The organism is Guptibacillus hwajinpoensis (genome assembly GCF_020171785.1).
Taxonomy (GTDB): domain Bacteria; phylum Bacillota; class Bacilli; order Bacillales; family Guptibacillaceae; genus Guptibacillus; species Guptibacillus sedimenti.
Genome location: NZ_JAIVAE010000009.1, coordinates 1 through 19,914, shown reverse-complemented (window position 1 = coordinate 19,914; position 19,914 = coordinate 1). Strand labels below are relative to the sequence as shown.

The window sequence follows — 19,914 nt, the reverse complement described above, 5'->3', positions numbered from 1 at the left end:
TATACACATATTTCTTCCACCAACTTCATGAATAGGTTAAACGGTCAAACTTTTCCCCCTAATCTATTTACTGGGAATAACTGAAAAAACCATGCTACAATAATGGCGTAAACATTTTAAAGGAGGCACTACTGATGGAATTGACGGTTTATCTGGCTGGACAAATTCACGATGATTGGCGAAATGAACTGAAAGAAAACGCTATTAAAATGGAATTGCCTATTCAATTTGTTGGACCTATGGAAAGTCATGATCGTTCAGACAACATTGGCGAAGAAATTAAAGGCGAACAACCTAATAAAATTCTAAAGGATGAAGCTGCTTCTGAAATCAACAACCTGCGAACTCACGTTTTACTTCATAAATCAGACGTAGTCATTGCACTTTTTGGTGAGAATTATAAACAGTGGAACAGTGCGATGGATGCCGCTACGGCGATCGCTCTTCAGAAACCACTTATTCTGATTCGCCCTGAATCCCTTCATCACCCACTAAAAGAACTTTCAAACAAAGCTCAAGTTACTGTTGAAAACACAGACCAGGCTTTAAAAGCATTATCTTATATTTTCGAAACGAATTAACGCATTTGAAATTGGTATTGACCGATAAGTAGAGATACAAGATGGTCGTACATGTCGGTTCTTGAGACGGTGCCGTTGGTAAAAATCCCAATGGCGCCTTCTTTTTTGCTTACGTCCGCTCGACTAGCATACTCGGAAATAACAGGACCTAATTCATTTCCTTCCTCCAGCATTTTTTTAATATGATCAGGAAGTGGAAACCTTGCTCCACCTGCAATTACTTCTATGCCATTTTTATCAACAAGAGCTCCCCAATTGCAAACGTATAATTTCTCTTCAATAATCTGAACTCCACCTTCAAGACCGATCCCTATTTCGCTCTGACTTATTGCCAATGCAGCTCTCGCCCGTTGTTTCGCTCCAAGAAGCGTTTCTTCGTCTCCCCATGGTTGATCGGCAACACCAGAATCCACATCCACCCCTATGACCTCACCGACAAAATGGTTTCTCACTGCGTTTATTTTCACCGGGTTCGTAGATCCAACTACTAAATGATTCACACAACATCCCTCCATCTACTTGATAAAAAGTGCTCATAAGAAAAGGAGCCTCTTCGGCCCCTTGTACTTACACGTTGCTTTTAATACTATCTACCGTTGCCTGATCTGTTGATTTCACTAATTTTATAATTAATTCTTTTGCAGCGGCATAATCATCGATGTGAATCATTGAAGAAGAGGTATGAATATATCTTGAGCAAATTCCTACTACTGCGGAAGGAACCCCATTATTGGACAGATGAACACGCCCGGCATCCGTTCCTCCTTGAGAGATAAAATACTGATAAGGAATTTCATTACTTTCAGCCGTATCCAAGATAAAATCTCTTAAACCTTGGTGGGTCACCATCGAGCGATCATAGATCCGTAGAAGTGCTCCTTTACCAAGCTGACCAAATTCATTCTTATCTCCAGTCATATCATTCGCCGGACTTGCATCCAGTGCATAGAAAATATCCGGGTTTATCATATTTGCTGCGGTTTGTGCACCTCTTAAGCCCACTTCTTCTTGAACCGTAGCCCCAGAATACAACTCATTCGGTACCTCTTCATTTTGAAGTTCTTTCAATAGTTCTATCGCTAAACCTACCCCGTAACGATTATCCCAAGCTTTTGCCATGATTTTCTTCTCATTAGCCATGGGGGTGAAAGGGCATACCGGGACGATTTGCTGTCCTGGCTTAACGCCAATACGTTCGGCATCTTCCTTGTTGTCAGCACCAATATCGATAAGCATGTTTTTAATTGCCATTGGCTTATTACGAGTCGCATCATCAAGTAAATGCGGTGGGATTGATCCAATCACACCAGGAATTGGGCCGTTCTTTGTCATGACCTGGACACGCTGAGCAAGAAGAACTTGACTCCACCAACCTCCAAGGGTTTGAAAACGCAACATGCCATTTTCAGTAATGGATGTTACCATAAATCCAACTTCATCCATATGACCAGCGACCATGACACGTGGCCCATCGTTTCGTTTAACCCCAAAAACACTTCCAAGATTATCTTGGATAATTTCATCTGTGTACTTATTAATTTCACTTTTTACGAATTTTCTAACATCATGCTCAAAACCGGGTGCACCTTGTAGTTCCGTTAATGTTTTAAAAAGCGTCAACGTTTCTTTATTCATATGTATCCCCTTCCATCGTTCGTCTCCTCCTATTGTATCGAATCTGGTTGCTTGTTGCTAGTGTCGTGGATTTTCGATAGAAACATTTGGTCCAAGTGAGAAATTCAGATATACTATAGATGGAAAACAAATTGCCCACTTGAAGAAGGGAGATTCGTAAGCAATGAGAACAAAGGATTTGTTAATTGGAGCACTAATTGGTGCAGGAGCCGCAGCCATTACAGTGTCTACAATCGCTTCAAAAAAAACGTATATTTCACCTGAAAAAGCGTTAAAAGCAGTTAAGGGTGCTGTAAAACCCGTCTATACGGTTAAAGGGTCATGGATTCATATGAAAACGGATTCAGTAGAGAAATTCAATCTTCCTTATACTGTTTATGCAGGAGGCTTAACCTGCGAAAAAGAAGGTGATCTTCAGCAGCTTGATTTTATGGTGGATGCAGAAACAGGTACATTAGTGGAATTACAGGCTCAGTAAAAAATCACTATTTACAAGCATTATACTAGAAATCCCCGTGCACAAGGCACGGGGATTTTGCTGTCTTATTTGGGTCAATTAAAAAGTAGTATTCGTGTCGTAAACGTTATTTTGCAATTTAAAACGAAGTGTTGAATACTTATTTTTAGTCCATAAGTAAGCAAGAAGGATTGGACCAACAAGCATAATCGCACTTAGGAAAAGAATGACGCTCATGTGAAGGTGTTCACCTGTAACATCTGCGTGACTATCTTTATATTCCTTCGCTTTTTCAATATCCAATACTTTGGAATCTGGGATGATTGCATTGGCTTCTGTATCATAGAAAAGGACCTGTGTATGATCTTCAAAGAAAATGTTGTCACGAACTGTTGTAAACTCTACTAGCATCATTGAGACTTTGCTAAATTCCTTATCTGCTGAGCTGTCCACTTCAAGATTTTCTGCGTCTACAACTTTAAGAGAACCTTTGTCATAGTCATAGTGTTCTTCCCCAAGATAACTAGCTACGCCCTTCTTTACTTCATCACTAACATCCGCTTCAGCATGTACTGCTGTTCCCGCGAAAGGAAATGCGATTAAAAATACAGCAAGAAGTGCAAAAATTCCTTTTTTCATCATTTTTCCTCCTCTATCAAACAAATTATCCAATTCTTATCATATCATATTCCATCTATTATTCTACTAACATTTTGTAGAAAAAGACATCCAATAGGAGGAAATGAGGGACAGATCATCCAACCGCGTTTAAATTACGTTTACCCTTTACGATTCATTTCATAACAAAAAAGAACCGGTATGCACCGGTTCTTACTGAGTTACTGGTTTTTTATTGAATTGAGTACTAATTTCTTTTGAGCGTGTAGCTGCATTTTCAACCGCTGCTACAAAAGCTTCTCCGCCACCATTATCATACAAAGCTTCAAGACCAGCTTGAGTAGTTCCATTTGGTGAAGTTACTTTTTTTCTTAGTGCGGAAGGCGAATCTTCAGATTGCTCTGCCATCATTCCGGCACCTAGTACCGTTTGAACAGCCATTTTTCGAGCAGTTTCTGTTTCAATACCACCTTCAATGGCAGCTTTCTCAAGACTCTCTATTATATAATAAATATAAGCGGGCCCGCTTCCTGCAACGCCTGTAAATACGTCCATTTGCTCTTCTTCGATAACCACTGTCTCACCAATAGAACGTATTAGCGCGCGAGCAATTGTAACCTGCTCATCACTTACATGTGTGCCTGCTGCTAAAGCAGAAATAGATTTCCCAATCATACTTGATGTGTTTGGCATAACGCGGATGACTGGTTGTTCTCCATCCAGTTGCTCCTCAATATAGGAGGATGGTACGCCCGCTAGAACAGATAAGAGAAGTTGATCATTCGTGATAAAGTTCTCGATCCCTTCTAGTGCACGTTCAACATCTTTAGGCTTCATTGCAAGGATTACAACATCAGCCTCACGAACGGCGAATTCTATGCTTTGCGTCGCCAATACGCCGTGGTTTTCCATTAGCTCCTGACGACGTTGTTCATTACTTCTGTTTGTCATAATAATACGTTCAGGTTCAATAGTACCTGACTCAATCATTCCTGCAGCCATTGCCTCTGCCATTGAACCCGCTCCGATAAACGTTACGGTTTTATTTTCTAGCATGATTGCCTCCTTTGGATTTCCGAAAAATCATCTACGGTCATTTATACTAACACTGCATCATTAGACCTTCAACCTTTTAGCCATAAGAAATAAGCATAAGCGCAAGAAACTAAGTGAAAACGTTATCATTTAAATCTCATGGGAAACTGTATGAATGAGATGGACATATATCGGTTCTCACGCTCTCTCATCCCTTCTAATCGGCACTATATTTTTAACATAAAGTGGAAAACCAAGCTACTACACCAACTTTTCAAATGCCCCGTTATTTCATAAATAAGAAAAAGAGACTCCCATACGGAGCCTCTTTCACTTATTATGCTTGTACTTGTGGTTTAGATTTTTTTAGTATACCAACCATCAAAGCTGTGATAATTGTACCAATGACGATAGCTAGGATATAGAGAAGAATATGAGTTAATGAGATGTTATTCACAGACCAGATAACAAACGCTCCGCCATGCGGTGCTGGTAAAGCTATATTAAACAACATTGTTAATGCGCCTGCTACAGATGACCCAACAATAATAGAAGGAATTACTCGTCCTGGATCTGCTGCTGCAAATGGTATTGCTCCTTCTGTAATGAAGGAAGCCCCCATCACATAAGCGACTTTGCCTGCTTCACGCTCAGTTTTGTTGAAGCGATTTTTAAATAGCGTTGTTGCAAGAGCAAGCCCAAGTGGTGGCGTCATACCTCCTGCCATGATTGCTGCATGATACGTTAGATTACCTGCATCAATCATCGCAATACCGAATGTAAATGCTGCTTTATTGATTGGACCACCCATATCAACTGCCATCATACCACCAAGAATTAAGCCTAGTAGAAGCTTATTCGTCGTACCCATTCCACTTAACCAATTTTCTAGCCCTGTGTTTAAAGCTCCTACAGGTTCAATTACAACATACAACATAATGATTCCTGTGATAAAGATACCAAACAAAGGATATAGAAGAACCGGCTTTAACCCTTCTAGGGATTGTGGAAGTCCAGAGAAAAGCTTTTTCAAAAGAAGAACAGCGTAACCAGCAAGGAAACCTGCAATAAGTCCACCTAGAAAACCAGCGCCGTTTGTAGAAGCCATTAAACCACCAACGAGACCAGGAGCAAGACCAGGACGATCGGCAATACTCATTGCGATAAATCCTGCGAGGACTGGAATCATAAGAGCAAAGGCATTTCCACCACCAATGGTGCTTAGTGCTGCTGCAAATGCATTGTAACTTGGATCATCTGGATTTGCAGCGTTAATACCGAAGATAAATGAAAGGGCTATCAAAATACCTCCACCAACAACGAGCGGTAGCATATTCGAAACACCGTTCATTAAATGTTTATAGAATGCGGACTGCTTTCCTTTTCTTTCGTTTTTCTTCTCACTGATTTGATCTTCGTATGATCCAGAAGATTTATAAACCGGAGCATCACCGTTTGCTGCTTGCTTTAGTAAATCAGCCGGCTTTCGGATGGCTTCTGCTACTGGAACTTCGATTACTTTCTTTCCTTTAAATCGATCCATTTCTACTTTTGTATCTGCCGCAACAATAATACCTGGTGCCTTTTCAATCTCTTCGTCAGTTAGACGATTTTTCACGCCCCCTGATCCATTTGTTTCAACTTTAACACTATAGCCCATTTCAGATGCTTTCGCTTTCAGTGCATCCGCAGCCATATAAGTGTGGGCAATACCCGTAGGACATGCTGTAACTGCTAATATTTTCCCAGTAACTTCAGTTGTTTCTTCCACTTCATCTTCATCAGCATTTTCTTCTTCTTTCTGATCAAATGCTTGCAACACCTCTTCTTCCGTTCTCGCTTCAAGAAGCCCTTTACGGAATTCGTTATCCATTAAGAATGAAGATAGTCTTGATAGCGCTTCTAGATGCGTTTGGTTTGCACCTTCAGTCGCAGCAATCATAAAGAACAGGTGCGCCGGCTGACCGTCAAGAGACTGATAATCGATACCCGCATTAGAACGTCCAAACACAATCGCTGGTGCCTTTACTGCTGCTGTTTTGGCATGAGGAATGGCTATACCTTCTCCAATACCAGTCGTACTCTCTTTCTCACGCGCATGTATCGCTTTTTTGAACGCGTTAAGGTCCTGTAATTTGCCTGCTCTCTCTAGTTTTTCAGATAGCTCATTAATAACACGATCTTTCGAATCCGCTTCAAGGTTTAGAATCATTGTTTCTTTTGTTAATAATTCTGTGATTCTCATATTCCCCGACCTCCCATATCATCATAAGTCTTAACCGTAATTTGTTTTCTTAACTCTTGAACTTCTTCTGCTGTACAGAAACCAGTTGAAAATGCGCTCGCGCTTCCTGCAGCGATCCCCGATTGGAATGCTTCTTTCAAGTTTTCAGTTTCGATGTATTTACTAAGAAAACCAGCTACTACTGAATCCCCTGCTCCAACTGAATTCTGTACTTTACCGATTGGAACGTTGCCAAAAAGAACATCTTCAGCTGTAACCAATACAGCTCCATCCCCTGCTAATGAAACAATCACGTTTTTTGCGCCCATTTCTTGAACTTTCTTACCGTATTTGACCGCTTCCGCTACTGAAGTAATGTCAACATCAAATATATCGCCTAGTTCATGGTGGTTCGGTTTTACTAGAAACGGTTTTGCTTTTACTACTTCTTTTAATGCTTCTCCTTTAGTATCAACAATCGCCTGTACGCCATCTGGTAGGGTCTGAAGAATTCGAGAATAGATTGTTTGATCAACACTCGAGGGAACGCTACCTGCCATAACAACAATATCCCCTGCAACAGTTTGCGAAAGTTGAGTAAATAATTGTTCAATATCACTTTCAGTTATTTCTGGAGATAAACCATTAATTTCTGTTTCTTCTCCATTTTTTAACTTAATGTTAATGCGCGTATCTCCATTTACATGAATAAAGTTAGGATGAAGAGCTTCCTCTTTCAGTGACTGTTCAATGAACTGACCTGTAAATCCGCCAACAAACCCTAATGCTGTTGATTCATGTCCAAGGCGTTTTAGAACTTTCGTCACATTAACACCTTTTCCCCCTGCGATCTTCATCTCTTCGTCTACCGTATTAACGAGTCCAGTTTTAAGGTTCTCCAGTCGTACAATATAGTCGACTGATGGATTTAACGTAATTGTATAGATCATATCTTCACCACTTCTACTGTTGTATGTTTGCTTACCTGATCATAATTTGTTTCAGGATGCTCATTTGTAATTATCGTACACGCTTCAATATCTGCAACCTTACTAAAAGCTGCTTCACCAATTTTCGAATAATCAGCTAGAATATAGGCATCGCGTGAAAGTCTAATCGCTGCTTGTTTAATGATGGCTTCATCTGGGTCTGCCGTTGTATAGCCTAACGATTCATGAATACCATTAATCCCGATAAAACACTTATCGAAACGATACGTTTCAATACTTTCAAGTGCCTTAACTCCGGTCATCGCCCCTGTTCTTGATTTAAACTTCCCACCAATAACATAAGTTGTTATACCTTCTGCTAGAAGGCTTTCAATAACCTGGTAACCATTTGTAACAACAATGACTTGTTTATGTTGTAAGAAAGGAGCCATCTTTTGCGTCGTTGTCCCTGCATCAAGGAAAATGCAGTCACCGTCTTTAACCAATTCAGCTGCATAAGATGCAATTTTCTCTTTTTCTGCCATGTTCTGCGTGGATTTTTCACCAAGTGATGGTTCAGTTCCCTTTGAACGAAAAAGTGATGCGCCCCCATGAATTCGTTTTAACTGATTTTCTTCTTCGAGTTGAACAAGATCACGACGAATTGTTGAAACTGATGCGCCGGTTGCTTCACTTAACTCATGAACAGTTGCTGTTTCCTTTTCTTTAAGAACTTGTAAAATGATGAAATGACGTTCAGCATTTAACAAATCATCACCTACTTTCTACTCATAGTATAATGAAAGCACTTTCATAAGTCAATCATTTTCGTTCAATTTTATTCAAAAACATTCAAAAGTGTTCAAACGCAGTCAAATAACGCAGCTCTTCAACATCTCAATTCTCGTTTTCCATTCACCTGGACTTAAAAAAGGAAGACTGCCCGTTCGGCAGTCTTCCTTAAAATCAGCTATTTCGTTTTACTTCATGCGTTATTTCAAAAGAATCGTTCCATTTAAGAGCACGGTAACGAGCATCGTGATAAAAAATAAACCAGGCGTCTTGAGATACGGCCTCAGTAATCCACTTTTCTTTCGCATAGATGGAGGTCATTGGATAATCATCATATGCCAGAACCCAAAGAGGGTTTTTGTGTGCGTGAGTTGGCATGAGGTCTGCCATGTGGATGAGATACTCGTCCCCTTCTTCCAGCGTGATAATCGCATGACCATCACTATGTCCACCAGTATGGTACAAATTTAAACCAGGAAGCACTTCATAGGCTTCTTTATATGTTTGGACCTGATGTTGAATCGCTTCCCAGTTCTCTTTCCAATATGTATTTTTCGAACGAATGTTAGGTTCTCTCATTTCATTCCATTCTACTTCTGAGACGTAAATAACGGCATTCGGAAAAGTTGACTTATACTCATTTCCATCCGGTTCAGTTAAGCCACTTGCATGATCGAAATGCAGGTGAGTCATAAGGATTATGTCAATGTCCTCCGCTGACAACGATAGCTCTTCAAGAGAAGCATGAATGTCAGACTCTTCCTCAACACCATAGTTCCTTCTTTGCTTCTCGGTCAACTTCCCTTTCCCAATCCCTGATTCAATTAAGATCTTTTTGCCTTGCCATTGAAGCAACAGCGGATCGGTTCGAAGCTCGATTTGGTTTTTCTCATTTACAGGGTATTTCTTGCTCCAGAGCGGTTTTGGCACAACTCCAAACATCGCGCCACCATCCATATGAGTAACCCCACCTCTAAGCCACGTAATTAATAGTGTACCTACTTGTAACTGTTCCATTACAAAACCCCTTTCTACGATTATGTCTATCTTCTCACTAAAAGAAATCGCTTTCAATGAGAATCAAAAAAAAAGAGTCGCGCTAAGCGACTCAAATTCTGAATTTTGCTTCACACCGATAAATCCGGCTTCCTTTTGATGAAAACTTTTCTTCATACTCAGTCTTCACATTATCTTCCATACCACTTTGATGCAAATCAAGGCTTACATGATTTAACGTCATGCCGTATGCAGAAAAACTGTGAAGGGAATATTCAAATAAGCCCTGATTATCTGTCTTAAAATGAACTTCGCCTTTCGGGCTCATCACAACACGATACAAATCTAAAAACGTTTTATAGGTAAGTCTTCTTTTTTCATGGCGATTTTTTGGCCAAGGATCTGAAAAATTCAAATAAATGCGGCTTACTTCATTTTCTTCAAAAAGCGATTGAAGATCTTGTGCGTTTTCATTCAGCAAGCGAACATTCGGCACATCTTCTACGATTAACTTTTCTAAAGCAGACACCATAACACTTGACGATAATTCTAAACCAATGTAATTCACATCAGGATTCTGTTTCGCCATGCCAATTATAAATTGCCCTTTCCCCGTTCCGACTTCTAGATGAATGGGGTTGTTATTTTGAAAGACGTCTTTCCAGTTCCCTTTTCTTTCGGAAGGGGTGGTGGGTACGAATTGTGGATGCTCTGCAAACATTTCTTCTGCCCAGGGTTTATTTCGTTGACGCATATGTTCACTTCCTTATAGTCTAATTACCGTTTTTACACAATCGACATTTTACCATGAAATCATAAGAATAGAAAGGTGGTGGAAAGGGTATGAAATAGTAGTCAAATTGTAAAAAATGATGTGGTGAAACTCCCTACATTTCAGTTATGATATGGAGAGAGAGGAGGGTGAAGAAGTGGAACACTTTCTTATCATGTGGGCACCATGGATTGTGATCATTGTTTCCATTGTTGCGCTTTTCGGATGGGGTGCAAAAGGCGATACAAAATAATAAGCCATAACACGGAGAAATCCGTGTTTTTTCGTATAGCGATAGCATAATTCCTCCTTACATGCACACGCTATTTAGTAGTACAAATAAGGAGGAAAATTCATGCCACTCTCACATCGAGATCAGCTTTTTATTCTGGCTGACATTCTTAAGAACCATCATATCGATTGCACAGGAACATCTTCGGAATGTGAGCAAGTTCAACGTTTGGCAACAGCTTTACAGCAAAACGAAGGTATTGCGCCAGAGATTAAGCAGGTACTTGGTCAGATTCAACAATATAGCGCTACTGGAGCAACAGAATCCAATTTATTAAACCATATAGAAACCCACCAGCCTTATCTTAGCCAGTGGGTTGATACTATTGATCGGTATCAATAAGTCGATAGTGGTTTAAATTCTCTAGGTCTTTTTTCCAGAATTCAACTTCCCCGTTTAATCCTTTAAGATCATACCAATAGATAGACAAGAGTGTCTGCGCTACCACATACCAGTACATGCGGTGGCGCAGGCTTTTTGTATTTTCCAATCCGTAATGAGTGAGCCATTCTTCCCACTCCTCTTTCGGAAGGTACCAGTAAAGCAGCATTCCTATATCTAATGCAGGATCTGCCACAACCGCTCCGTCCCAATCAATTAAATAGAGATTCCCTTCCTCACTAAACATCCAATTATTATGATTGACATCACAATGACAAACAACCTTTTCCACGTTCTCAAGATCATTTTTATTAGCAGCCAGATAAGATAGGGCTCGAATCACTTCAACGTCTTTTCGATGATGATTCTCAAACTTTTGTAATAAATCTTGATAAATGACGTCTGGTGAAAGAGGTTTTTTCCCGAGACGATTTAGCATCCTTCGAAGTTCTGAAGAACGATGAATTTTATAAAGCATTTGTGCCACTCGCGGCTGCTTCATTTCATGGGACTTCAGTTCTCTCCCCGGCAACCACTTTTGGGCTGTAATAACGTCTCCATTCTCAAGTCGCTTGGTCCAGAGAAGTTTCGGTACAATTCCTTCCGCCGACAAAACAGCCAGAAAAGGCGAGGAGTTCCGTTTTAGGAATAATTTCTCGTCTCCATATTGAGCTAAGTATGCTTCGCCTGTCGCTCCGCCAGCGGGCGTAACCTGCCAGCCTTCGCCTAAAATGTTATCCAACAATTTCACCTTCGATTTCCGTTAGTTTGTAGATTCTGGAAGTTTTGCGTTTTTAGCGGTTTTTTCTCCGGACCTAGCTAAAAACCGTCTACGAATAAAAAATTATAACACACGTTGACGAAATCTTCATGTGTTAATCATTTGTTATTAAAATAATTGTGTTAAATGGCGTTACTGAAAGCAATTTATCTGATGTTTTTCTAATTGGTTCAACGCTTGCTACTTCTCCATCGGCAAGAATCCATTTCTCACCATCACCGATATCGATAATATCGTCATGGAAACCACCGTTATGAATGACGACAATGGATTCAGACGAGTGCTGTTGATGAATGCGATATGCAAGGATTGGACCTGGTGAATCGATAAAGGAAATCCGGTTCATCTCATGTCGTTCAGCCATTCGAAACGCATCAAAATGTTTTCTAATTGAAATTAACCCTCGAATATACTTAACATTTCCTTGGACAGCTCTCATTCTCTGCCAATCAAAGCGATTTATTTTATCAGGTGATTTATAGCTATCTTCCACTCCATTCTTTGTGCGGAAAAATTCCTGTCCAGCATGAATGAATGGAATGCCCTGTGAAAGAATAGTGATGGCCGTCGCTAGACGATGCATACGCTGCTTAGTTTCCTCACTCACTCCTGGGTGACTCCTGTTTAAGCGATCCCAAAGCGTATGGTTATCGTGACATTCGACATAATTAATGGACTGAGATGCTGTAATAAATTTATCCTCAACACTCCCCATTATACACTTCTTTACCTCTTCTTTAACTGAAAAGTTTCCATTTGCAAAGCCAGTGGAGCGTGTATCAAATAACTTTCCTTTAACAGAATCACGGAAATGGTCGTTAAAATAGCCAATTCTAGGGGTTTCTCGAGCATTGCCACTCATTGCTTTTCGATGGTCAGGTAGAATGGTGTTCATGTGCCAGCCTTCACCAAACACTAGAATCGTTGGATCTATGCAATCAAGGGCATAGCGTACTTCGTTCATCGTTTCTTTATCATGAATTCCCATTAAGTCAAAGCGAAAACCATCAATACCATATTCTTTTGCCCAGTAAACAACCGAATCGACAATTAATTTCCTCATCATTCTTCTTTCAGAAGCTGTATCGTTTCCTACCCCCGTTCCATTCGAGGGTTTTCCCCCATGATCAAACCGAAAATAGTAGCCAGGTACAATTTTTTCTAATGGGGATGCATGAAGTTGATAAACGTGATTAAAAACGACATCCATTATAACCCTTAACCCTTTTTCATGAAGATTTTGAATCATTTCTTTCACTTCTCGTATGCGGGTGTAAGGTTCATGAGAGTTAAGTGAATAGCTACCTTCTGGAACAAAATAATGAATTGGATCATATCCCCAATTATAGGATGGAGGGACTTTCATTTCATCGACACTACCGAAATCCTGAATAGGAAGAAGTTCTACATGCGTAACCCCGAGCCATTTTATATAGTTAATCCCTGCTGGAATGCCATCTTTATCAGGCGGTTCTTCTGTAAATGCCTTATACTTCCCTCTATTTTTCAATCCACTTTTGGCTTGAACACTAAAGTCTCTAACGTGTAATTCGTATATGATCGCGTCAGAAGGCTTCGCAAAAGAAGGTTTACTGAAAGGGTTCCACCCCTCTGGATTCGTATGGGAAGGATTGATCACCATTCCAAATTTGCAGTTTGAAGTAGCTGCTCTTGCATAGGGATCAATGGTTTCTCGACATTCACCATTAACATTCACACTGTAAGTATAGAGTGCCCCTTCTGAAACCTCAGCTGATGATCCTTCAAACACACCACGCTCTTGCTTCAACATTGGCAACTCTTTTATCTTTTGGAACGTATCATTATAGATGTTAACGATAACTTCGGTTGCTGTAGGTGCCCAAACTCGAAACACCGTCCCATTTTCAGTTAATAGGGCTCCCAATTCACCATCATAATAATAGCGGTCATCAAACATTTCTGTTCTAACAACTTTTCCTGTAAAAACAAGACTGGTCTCACCACTTGAATGAATGAGATAGTAATTATTCCCCGGCATGTACTCTCGATCAACTTGTAATGAAATTAATCTCTTTTTACCCATTTTTGAGTTTTCTTTTACTTCAAACGGAATGTCTAAATGGCCATCAGTAAGGGTGTAGGCATCCTTAACATCTAACGAGATATTAGCCATTACCGTAATGGTATGAAAGTCATCCCAATATGCTGTAAAAGCCTGGCTCACTTTTTTGTATGCAGAATAATCTCGTATCATATGAATCCCATCCTTTGCAGAGATGCTTACAACCTTTTTCCATTACCTATCTTATTTTCGAAAATTCATTTTGACATTTGTTTCATAAAAAAAATTAGGAAATCCATTTTAATAAAAGCGGTCCAAGAAGCGAAACGCACAGGGCACATAAACTTAAACCTATCGAACTTATTGCAGCTTCTCGCTCGCCATATTCGAGTGCCTTTGCTGTACCTATCGCATGTGATGCACCGCCGAAAGCCATACCGATTCCAAGAAAGTTCGATATGCCCAGAAGTTGGAACAACCAAGGACCAGTTACGGCTCCACCTATTCCTGCAATCATTACGAATATAACAGCAAATGCTGGTTGTCCACCAGTCATGCTAGCTACTTCCATCGCTACAGGAGTGGTTACGTTTTTAGAAATAATTGTCGACACAATCATTTCGTTGTATCCGCTCACGACTGCTAACCAATATCCAGACAATATTCCTAGAAGACTTGCTGTTACAACTGTTGCAAAAATTTCAACTTTAAACTTATTTAATAATTTTCTCTGCTTATATAGAGGAAAAGCAAGTGCGACGATAGCAGGACCTAGCAACGCGTCGATCCATTGACCTCCACTGAAATAAGTATCATACGAAACATCAAATGACGTTAAAACCACTACCAGAACCACCGTACACGTTAATACAGGGATCATAAAAGGGTATGGTAATAACTGATAGAGTCGGCGGAAAACAACGTATAACAACAATGTGATAAATAACCAAAAAAACATTTGCAGTAGCATCATCTATCCCACTCCTTTCGATTAGCCAGAAACTGACCAAGTAGCCCCGTCGCCCCCATTACAATCCACGTACTGACGAGAACGATTGGAACTAACCAGAGACTCTTCCCGCTAAAGAAGTCGAGATGTTGCATGATGCCGACTGTGACTGGTACAAATAATAACGGTAAATGATTTAATAATGCGGATGCCCCCTGGGAAATCCATTGAATCGGAATCCATTTTAGATAAAGCCCGATTAGAAGAATTAGCATCCCTACAACACTACCGGGAACAGGGAGTGCTAATGTTTTTTGAAGATAGCCCCCCACTAGATAAAAACCAAACAAGAAACCAATTTGTAATGAAATAATAAGGTATTTATTAATTCGTGAACTCATAAGTTGCAACACCTTTATACCTTGGGGTTTCATCGGGTGTTACTCGATATAACTTCACACTCGATACTTCCTGACTTTCACGTTTAAGTGTTGGCCAATTTGGTTTTATTTCTTTAGTAGGGTCATACCATTTCTTTGCAAGTGTCACGTGTGGGGAGTATTCCCTTTTTTTCAGTGAAAATCCTGCAAGTTGACACAATTGGATTACTTCTTGATGGAGCTTTTCCAATTGGTTCGTGCGTATCACCTCTGCATAAAGTACACGGGGTCGACTTTCGGAACCAAAATAATGTAACCCCTCCACTTCTAAATTAAAAGGTCGCATGACCCTGGCTACCTTCTGTAAACCTTCATGTAAATCTGACAGTTGCCTTTCATCCGCTCCGCCTAAAAAAGCCACCGTAATATGAAAATCTTCAGGATAAACGATATGCTTAAAAAATCCTAAATGAGTCTTCATTTGAATCTCTTGAAGTGTCTTTCTAAGATGTGGTTGGATGGGGAGGGCAATAAAGTAGTGAGTATTCAACATGTCCACTCCTTCTATCCTTTTTCTATTCTATCAAACAATCTGAATAATCTTTTATTTTTTTACTCATAAGCTTGATTTTATTACGAAAGATTTATCTTTTGCTATAATGGGGAACAGTATTAGAAAATATCGTTTAACGGGAGTCATCATCTCCACACTTTCTATACTGACCAATTAATATGAAAATGACCCTTAACTTGTATGAAAAGGATGTGCTTACATGATCTATGAAAATATGGCCGATCTTATTGGAGATACGCCCCTCCTCAAATTAAATCGAGTCCCGAATCCAAATGGCGCAAAAATATACGCAAAGCTGGAATACTTTAACCCAAGTCGGAGCGTAAAGGATCGCGCAGCGTATAGTATGATTGCTAAAGCAGAAGAAGATGGCTTACTTAAAGCAGGCTCCACAATTATTGAGCCAACTTCGGGCAACACCGGCATTGGACTTGCCATGAACGCCGCCGCTAAAGGGTATCCTGCTATTATTGTCATGCCTGATAACGCAACACAAGAACGTATTAAACTTCTTAAAGCATACGGTGCAAAAGTTGTTCTCACACCATCTTCTGAGAAAATGCCTGGTGCAATTAACAAAGCGAAAGAAATTGCCGAAACCATTAAAGGTAGCTTTATCCCAATGCAATTCGAAAATGCGGCAAATCCAGACGCACATCGTACTTCAACAGCGCTTGAAATTGTAGAAGCAATGAAGCAACTTGGCGTCACTCCTGCAGCCTTTATTTCAACAGCCGGAACGGGCGGAACTGTTACCGGGACAGGTGAAGTCTTAAAAGAACATTTTCCCGATCTTACCGTGCACGTGGTTGAACCTGAGGGATCACCCGTTTTATCTGGCGGTAAACCCGGAAAACATAAGCTCGTAGGAACAAGCCCTGGATTCATACCTGATATCCTCAACACCTCGGTCTATGATGAAATTATCAAAATTACTGATGAGCAAGCCTATGAAGTAACGCGTAAATTAGCTAGGGAAGAGGGATTACTTGTAGGTCCATCTTCAGGAGCTGCAGTCTATGCGGCGATGCAAGTTGCTGAGCGTTTATCACCGAACCAGGTTGTTGTTACAATGACATGTGATTCTGGCGAACGTTATTTATCAAGTGATTTATTCAGTTCTCTATAGAATCTCAAAAAAGACAGCACATTTGAATAGTAATTAGTCAGCGCCATGCCGTTAACGGCATGGCGCTCATTCTATTATTTTGCGAGTTCATAAATCGCTTCAGCATAAATCGCTGCCGCTTTTAATAAATCCTCGATATCCACATATTCATCTTTTTGATGTGCTAATTGAGGCTTTCCTTCAAAAAGAGCTCCAAATGCTACCCCCGCATTTAGAGAGCGGGCATACGTCCCCCCACCTATCGATAGAAGCTTAGCTTCTTTGCCAGTTTGCTTTTCATAAACGTGTTGAAGCTTTTGAATAAGCTCATGATCCTGTGGCACATGATGCGGTGTCATATGATCAACCACTTTCATCTCCACTGACATTGGACCGGTGACCTTTTCAAACGTTTGTTTCACATGATCAAACTGACATGTTACTGGATAGCGAAGATTGATGCCAATTCGTCCCTGTTGGCTCGCTTGATACTCGAAAGTACCTGCATTCATCGTCAATGACCCTGTAATGTTATCTTTGAAAGAGACCCCAAGGCGCTCCCCAGTAAAATCATCCTGTAACCATTTGGTGATAAAGTTAATGTAGGCAGATCCGTTTTGATCAAGCGACAGCCCTTCCAGAAATTCCGCTAAACGAAACGCTGCGTTGACACCTTCTTGAGGAGCAGACCCATGAACGGATACGCCATGTATTTCCAGCGTTAATTGCTTATCCAGTGTCGCTATACCTTTAATGTTTTTATCATTTAAAAATAGCTCAAATGCCTTTTTGACGTCAAGCAATTGATCTTCACTACTCTGACATTTTGCTATTGCATGATCTGGAACCATATTCAAACGCTGTCCAGAATGAAAAGAGTAAAGAACGAACGTTTCCTCCCTTTCTTCATTAAAAGGAAAAATCCATTCAAAGTCAGCAATCCCTTTTTCAGCGTGAATAATTGGGAAGACCGCATCAGGTGCAAAGCCCATTGTTGGCATTTCTTCATGGATAAAATAGGTATCGACACATCGCCAAGAGCTTTCTTCATCTGTACCAACGATCATGCGAACTCGCTTTGAAAGCGCTGGATAAAGTTCCTTAACGATATTCATTGCCCAGTAAGCCGCAATCGTCGGTCCCTTGTCATCAATCGCTCCTCTTGCATACATCTTTCCTTCTCGGACATCAGGAGTAAACGGAGGGGTTGTCCAATCATTTCCCGCTGGCACAACATCAACGTGGCACAAGATACCAATTATTTCTTCACCCTGTCCAAACTCTAAATGTCCTGCTACCTGTTCAACATTCTTTGTTTGATAGCCATCACGCTTCCCTAGATTAAGCATATAATCAAGCGCCTTTTTCACTTCAGAACCGAAGGGAGCATCCTCTGTAGCATTCTCTTCATCTAAAACACTCTCAATTTTTAATAGACCTTCCAAGTCATTCATTAACGATTGTTTTCGATTAAGCACTTCTTCCTTCCAATTTACATCATTCAATTTATTTAACCCCTTTTATTTTTTCATATACTTCGTGATCACAAATGACAAAGAGTTTTGCCCTCTCCGGAATCGACTCATCCAGTCGCCGATTAATATCCATCCGCTCCCCATCAGCTATAAGCGTAGCTCCTTGTTGCAATAGACTCTGAAACGCATCCCGATATGTACCCCACTCTTGCTGTACACCGATTTCATATAAGTTATCGCCATGCCCCCTACTTAGCAGCTGCGAGTACACACCTGATATTCCTTTTGTAAAAGCGGATCGAACAGCCATGCGAGATACAGCTTCATGTGAAAGAACGAACTCATCAACCTGAACATGTGTAAAGTTCTTTATATGCTCCTCCTTCATTACTTCAACCGTTGTATGTATATCGGTTGAAAGTCGTTCAATTGAGCTAGCAATGATGAGTGACTTTCCATCAGCAAGAAGAGCATCATGTATCGTATCATCCGAAAAGATAAGAACTGCTTTCGCATTCATAATATCAGCTTTGTTAAGCGTGGCTTCTTCTGCAGCATCACCTTGTATATAGTGAATATTCTCTTCAATTAATGGAGCTTTTGTTAACTTGTCAATAATGACAATCTCACATTGATCAGAATCCATAATTTCCGAGACCGCGTATGCAGCTTTTTGTGACCATCCAATAATGACGATATGATCGTTTCCTTGATAGGGCATTTTCCCTTCCTCCTTTCGCTTTTTAATCTCTGAAAAGCCATCAACAAACTTTCCAATAACAACTCCAATTAATCCAATACCGACAATATAGAGAAACATCGCATACATTCTTCCAGCGATCGTGGTAGGAAAGAAGTCTCCATATCCTACAGTTGTTACAGTTGTCATCACCCACCAGAGTGAATCGAATAGAGATGGAAACGTCTCTGGTTCAATGAGCCGCATGATCACTGTACTAACGGCAACTAGGATGAAAGCGACAGCTAGCATAAAACGATTGTTTAATTTAATGGCATTTTTTATAAAAATGCGAAATAACATATGTTTCTCCCTCCTCTCCTAGTATTCGTACTTTAAGAATAGCAAAGGAATGTTCGTTAAGGAAGATTAAGCCAAACGAAATGAAATTTTTTGCCGAAATAACAGAATTATTGTAAAATAAACTTTAAAGAGGGGGTGTAAGTTGGCCCAAAAGAGGGAAATGGCAGTAGGAGTGGAATTAAATAATAATGCCAATCAATCGCTTATCTTATGAAAGTGGTACGACCTATTCGTCAATACACCAAGTTGGGGAACCCAACACATCCAGAAATCACTTCCAGTCTTAATCGGAGCAAATAGCCAAACTTTCATGAAAAATCGAAGGAATATGTAGAAATTAAGTATATCTTAACGTTTCCTTCATATGGTTTTAATAGTTACGTTTTATGCTAGGGATAAGGCATTGATTACATGTTAGGGAGTGGTTCTTTGAGTATTACTTCAACTGATCGTATGATGACCCGTATCAAGTCCATCTATTTATTTATTAGCAAGCATGGTACTGTCAGCACAAATGAGTTAGTTGAAGAGTTTGGGATTACCCAGCGAACAGTTCAAAGAGATTTAAATGTACTGGCCTACAATGAATTAGTCAAAAGCCCAAACCGAGGATTCTGGACAATAACAAGCAAGAGAGTTAAAGTTGGATAATAGGCTCCACCGGGCTTTTCGTCGATCCAATCTGACGAAAGCCTTTATTTAGTTTGAAAGCATTGCTTTTTAACTCATTAGAAAGAGGCTGGGACATAACTAGCCTGAAATCGATAAAAAGGTTCCGTTCATCGTTTTTGATGAACGGAACCTTTTTTGTTTGGTTATTCCTAAGATTATTGGATCACTCCGCACTCA

Annotated in this window: 22 protein-coding genes; 6 read left to right on the top strand and 16 right to left on the bottom strand. The window is 40.2% G+C overall.

Going from position 1 to position 19,914, the window contains the following annotated elements:
- Window positions 1-134 precede the first annotated feature (134 nt).
- Window positions 135-581, top strand: a complete 447-nt coding sequence (locus LCL91_RS13890) for a YtoQ family protein (RefSeq protein WP_224883261.1) — start codon at window positions 135-137, stop codon at window positions 579-581.
- On the opposite strand, the gene LCL91_RS13885 is transcribed toward LCL91_RS13890, so the two are convergent.
- Together LCL91_RS13885 and LCL91_RS13880 are read right to left on the bottom strand one after the other, a co-directional pair.
- Window positions 578-1,081 carry a DUF84 family protein gene (locus LCL91_RS13885; RefSeq protein WP_224883259.1) on the bottom strand — a complete coding sequence of 168 codons (504 nt, stop codon included), beginning with the start codon at window positions 1,079-1,081 and terminating at the stop codon, window positions 578-580. The genes LCL91_RS13890 and LCL91_RS13885 overlap by 4 nt on opposite strands.
- A 67-nt stretch (window positions 1,082-1,148) precedes the next feature.
- Entirely contained in the window at window positions 1,149-2,216 is a 1,068-nt protein-coding gene (locus tag LCL91_RS13880) for a M42 family metallopeptidase (protein ID WP_224883257.1), read from the bottom strand.
- A gap of 163 nt (window positions 2,217-2,379) precedes the next feature.
- Here LCL91_RS13880 and LCL91_RS13875 point away from each other — a divergent pair, with 163 nt between their 5' ends.
- Window positions 2,380-2,694: a PepSY domain-containing protein gene (locus tag LCL91_RS13875; protein ID WP_224883255.1), complete on the top strand. Its 315-nt coding sequence runs from the start codon at window positions 2,380-2,382 to the stop codon at window positions 2,692-2,694.
- A gap of 78 nt (window positions 2,695-2,772) precedes the next feature.
- Here the strand turns inward: LCL91_RS13875 and LCL91_RS13870 are convergent, their stop codons facing one another.
- The 7 genes from LCL91_RS13870 to trmB all read right to left on the bottom strand — a co-directional run bounded on the left by LCL91_RS13870 (window position 2,773) and on the right by trmB (window position 10,021).
- Window positions 2,773-3,312 (bottom strand): hypothetical protein, encoded by a 540-nt coding sequence (locus LCL91_RS13870; RefSeq protein ID WP_224883253.1) that lies wholly within the window; start codon window positions 3,310-3,312, stop codon window positions 2,773-2,775.
- Window positions 3,313-3,504: 192 nt separating this feature from the next.
- A complete protein-coding gene (gene proC / locus LCL91_RS13865) occupies window positions 3,505-4,347 on the bottom strand; it encodes a pyrroline-5-carboxylate reductase (protein WP_224883251.1) in 843 nt (280 codons plus the stop codon).
- A 316-nt stretch (window positions 4,348-4,663) separates the two neighbouring features.
- On the bottom strand, window positions 4,664-6,571 hold the full coding sequence (locus LCL91_RS13860; protein ID WP_224883248.1) for a PTS fructose transporter subunit IIABC: 1,908 nt from the start codon (window positions 6,569-6,571) through the stop codon (window positions 4,664-4,666).
- Window positions 6,568-7,500 carry a 1-phosphofructokinase gene (gene pfkB / locus LCL91_RS13855; RefSeq protein ID WP_224883246.1) on the bottom strand — a complete coding sequence of 311 codons (933 nt, stop codon included), beginning with the start codon at window positions 7,498-7,500 and terminating at the stop codon, window positions 6,568-6,570. Before pfkB ends, LCL91_RS13860 begins: the two co-directional genes overlap by 4 nt.
- Window positions 7,497-8,249 (bottom strand): DeoR/GlpR family DNA-binding transcription regulator, encoded by a 753-nt coding sequence (locus LCL91_RS13850; RefSeq protein WP_224883244.1) that lies wholly within the window; start codon window positions 8,247-8,249, stop codon window positions 7,497-7,499. Before LCL91_RS13850 ends, pfkB begins: the two co-directional genes overlap by 4 nt.
- 196 nt (window positions 8,250-8,445) lie before the next feature.
- On the bottom strand, window positions 8,446-9,288 hold the full coding sequence (locus tag LCL91_RS13845; RefSeq protein ID WP_224883243.1) for a YtnP family quorum-quenching lactonase: 843 nt from the start codon (window positions 9,286-9,288) through the stop codon (window positions 8,446-8,448).
- 91 nt (window positions 9,289-9,379) lie between these two features.
- A complete protein-coding gene (trmB, locus tag LCL91_RS13840; RefSeq protein ID WP_224883242.1) occupies window positions 9,380-10,021 on the bottom strand; it encodes a tRNA (guanosine(46)-N7)-methyltransferase TrmB in 642 nt (213 codons plus the stop codon).
- A gap of 175 nt (window positions 10,022-10,196) precedes the next feature.
- Between trmB and cydS the strand changes: the two genes are divergently transcribed.
- Window positions 10,197-10,292: a cytochrome bd oxidase small subunit CydS gene (cydS, locus tag LCL91_RS22335; RefSeq protein WP_373560766.1), complete on the top strand. Its 96-nt coding sequence runs from the start codon at window positions 10,197-10,199 to the stop codon at window positions 10,290-10,292.
- A gap of 102 nt (window positions 10,293-10,394) precedes the next feature.
- Complete coding sequence (locus LCL91_RS13835) at window positions 10,395-10,673, top strand: YtzH-like family protein (protein WP_224883241.1); 279 nt, start codon at window positions 10,395-10,397, stop codon at window positions 10,671-10,673.
- On the opposite strand, the gene LCL91_RS13830 is transcribed toward LCL91_RS13835, so the two are convergent.
- The 5 genes from LCL91_RS13830 to thpR all read right to left on the bottom strand — a co-directional run bounded on the left by LCL91_RS13830 (window position 10,654) and on the right by thpR (window position 15,416).
- Entirely contained in the window at window positions 10,654-11,454 is an 801-nt protein-coding gene (locus LCL91_RS13830) for a phosphotransferase family protein (protein ID WP_224883240.1), read from the bottom strand. The genes LCL91_RS13835 and LCL91_RS13830 overlap by 20 nt on opposite strands.
- A gap of 133 nt (window positions 11,455-11,587) precedes the next feature.
- Window positions 11,588-13,729 carry a type I pullulanase gene (pulA, locus tag LCL91_RS13825; protein WP_224883239.1) on the bottom strand — a complete coding sequence of 714 codons (2,142 nt, stop codon included), beginning with the start codon at window positions 13,727-13,729 and terminating at the stop codon, window positions 11,588-11,590.
- A gap of 94 nt (window positions 13,730-13,823) precedes the next feature.
- Complete coding sequence (locus LCL91_RS13820; RefSeq protein WP_224883238.1) at window positions 13,824-14,510, bottom strand: LrgB family protein; 687 nt, start codon at window positions 14,508-14,510, stop codon at window positions 13,824-13,826.
- Window positions 14,507-14,887, bottom strand: a complete 381-nt coding sequence (locus LCL91_RS13815; protein ID WP_224883235.1) for a CidA/LrgA family protein — start codon at window positions 14,885-14,887, stop codon at window positions 14,507-14,509. Before LCL91_RS13815 ends, LCL91_RS13820 begins: the two co-directional genes overlap by 4 nt.
- A complete protein-coding gene (gene thpR, locus LCL91_RS13810; protein WP_224883233.1) occupies window positions 14,871-15,416 on the bottom strand; it encodes an RNA 2',3'-cyclic phosphodiesterase in 546 nt (181 codons plus the stop codon). Before thpR ends, LCL91_RS13815 begins: the two co-directional genes overlap by 17 nt.
- A 223-nt stretch (window positions 15,417-15,639) precedes the next feature.
- Between thpR and cysK the strand changes: the two genes are divergently transcribed.
- Window positions 15,640-16,569, top strand: coding sequence for a cysteine synthase A (cysK, locus tag LCL91_RS13805; RefSeq protein ID WP_224883231.1), 930 nt, complete (start codon window positions 15,640-15,642; stop codon window positions 16,567-16,569).
- A 74-nt stretch (window positions 16,570-16,643) separates the two neighbouring features.
- Here the strand turns inward: cysK and pepV are convergent, their stop codons facing one another.
- Both pepV and LCL91_RS13795 read right to left on the bottom strand, forming a co-directional pair.
- A complete protein-coding gene (pepV, locus tag LCL91_RS13800) occupies window positions 16,644-18,053 on the bottom strand; it encodes a dipeptidase PepV (protein ID WP_224883228.1) in 1,410 nt (469 codons plus the stop codon).
- 1 nt (window position 18,054) lies between these two features.
- A complete protein-coding gene (locus tag LCL91_RS13795) occupies window positions 18,055-19,065 on the bottom strand; it encodes a potassium channel family protein (RefSeq protein WP_224883226.1) in 1,011 nt (336 codons plus the stop codon).
- Window positions 19,066-19,476: 411 nt separating this feature from the next.
- Here LCL91_RS13795 and LCL91_RS13790 point away from each other — a divergent pair, with 411 nt between their 5' ends.
- Window positions 19,477-19,716: a DeoR family transcriptional regulator gene (locus tag LCL91_RS13790; RefSeq protein ID WP_098444594.1), complete on the top strand. Its 240-nt coding sequence runs from the start codon at window positions 19,477-19,479 to the stop codon at window positions 19,714-19,716.
- Window positions 19,717-19,914 lie beyond the last annotated feature (198 nt).

Coding starts and splice junctions, on each gene's coding strand:
- LCL91_RS13890 (WP_224883261.1), top strand. CDS start 135: ATGGAATTGACGGTTTATCTGGCTGGACAAATTCACGATGATTGGCGA.
- LCL91_RS13880 (WP_224883257.1), bottom strand. CDS start 2,216: ATGAATAAAGAAACGTTGACGCTTTTTAAAACATTAACGGAACTACAA.
- LCL91_RS13875 (WP_224883255.1), top strand. CDS start 2,380: ATGAGAACAAAGGATTTGTTAATTGGAGCACTAATTGGTGCAGGAGCC.
- LCL91_RS13870 (WP_224883253.1), bottom strand. CDS start 3,312: ATGAAAAAAGGAATTTTTGCACTTCTTGCTGTATTTTTAATCGCATTT.
- proC (WP_224883251.1), bottom strand. CDS start 4,347: ATGCTAGAAAATAAAACCGTAACGTTTATCGGAGCGGGTTCAATGGCA.
- LCL91_RS13860 (WP_224883248.1), bottom strand. CDS start 6,571: ATGAGAATCACAGAATTATTAACAAAAGAAACAATGATTCTAAACCTT.
- pfkB (WP_224883246.1), bottom strand. CDS start 7,500: ATGATCTATACAATTACGTTAAATCCATCAGTCGACTATATTGTACGA.
- LCL91_RS13845 (WP_224883243.1), bottom strand. CDS start 9,288: ATGGAACAGTTACAAGTAGGTACACTATTAATTACGTGGCTTAGAGGT.
- trmB (WP_224883242.1), bottom strand. CDS start 10,021: ATGCGTCAACGAAATAAACCCTGGGCAGAAGAAATGTTTGCAGAGCAT.
- LCL91_RS13835 (WP_224883241.1), top strand. CDS start 10,395: ATGCCACTCTCACATCGAGATCAGCTTTTTATTCTGGCTGACATTCTT.
- pulA (WP_224883239.1), bottom strand. CDS start 13,729: ATGATACGAGATTATTCTGCATACAAAAAAGTGAGCCAGGCTTTTACA.
- LCL91_RS13820 (WP_224883238.1), bottom strand. CDS start 14,510: ATGATGCTACTGCAAATGTTTTTTTGGTTATTTATCACATTGTTGTTA.
- LCL91_RS13815 (WP_224883235.1), bottom strand. CDS start 14,887: ATGAGTTCACGAATTAATAAATACCTTATTATTTCATTACAAATTGGT.
- cysK (WP_224883231.1), top strand. CDS start 15,640: ATGATCTATGAAAATATGGCCGATCTTATTGGAGATACGCCCCTCCTC.
- LCL91_RS13795 (WP_224883226.1), bottom strand. CDS start 19,065: ATGTTATTTCGCATTTTTATAAAAAATGCCATTAAATTAAACAATCGT.
- LCL91_RS13790 (WP_098444594.1), top strand. CDS start 19,477: ATGTTAGGGAGTGGTTCTTTGAGTATTACTTCAACTGATCGTATGATG.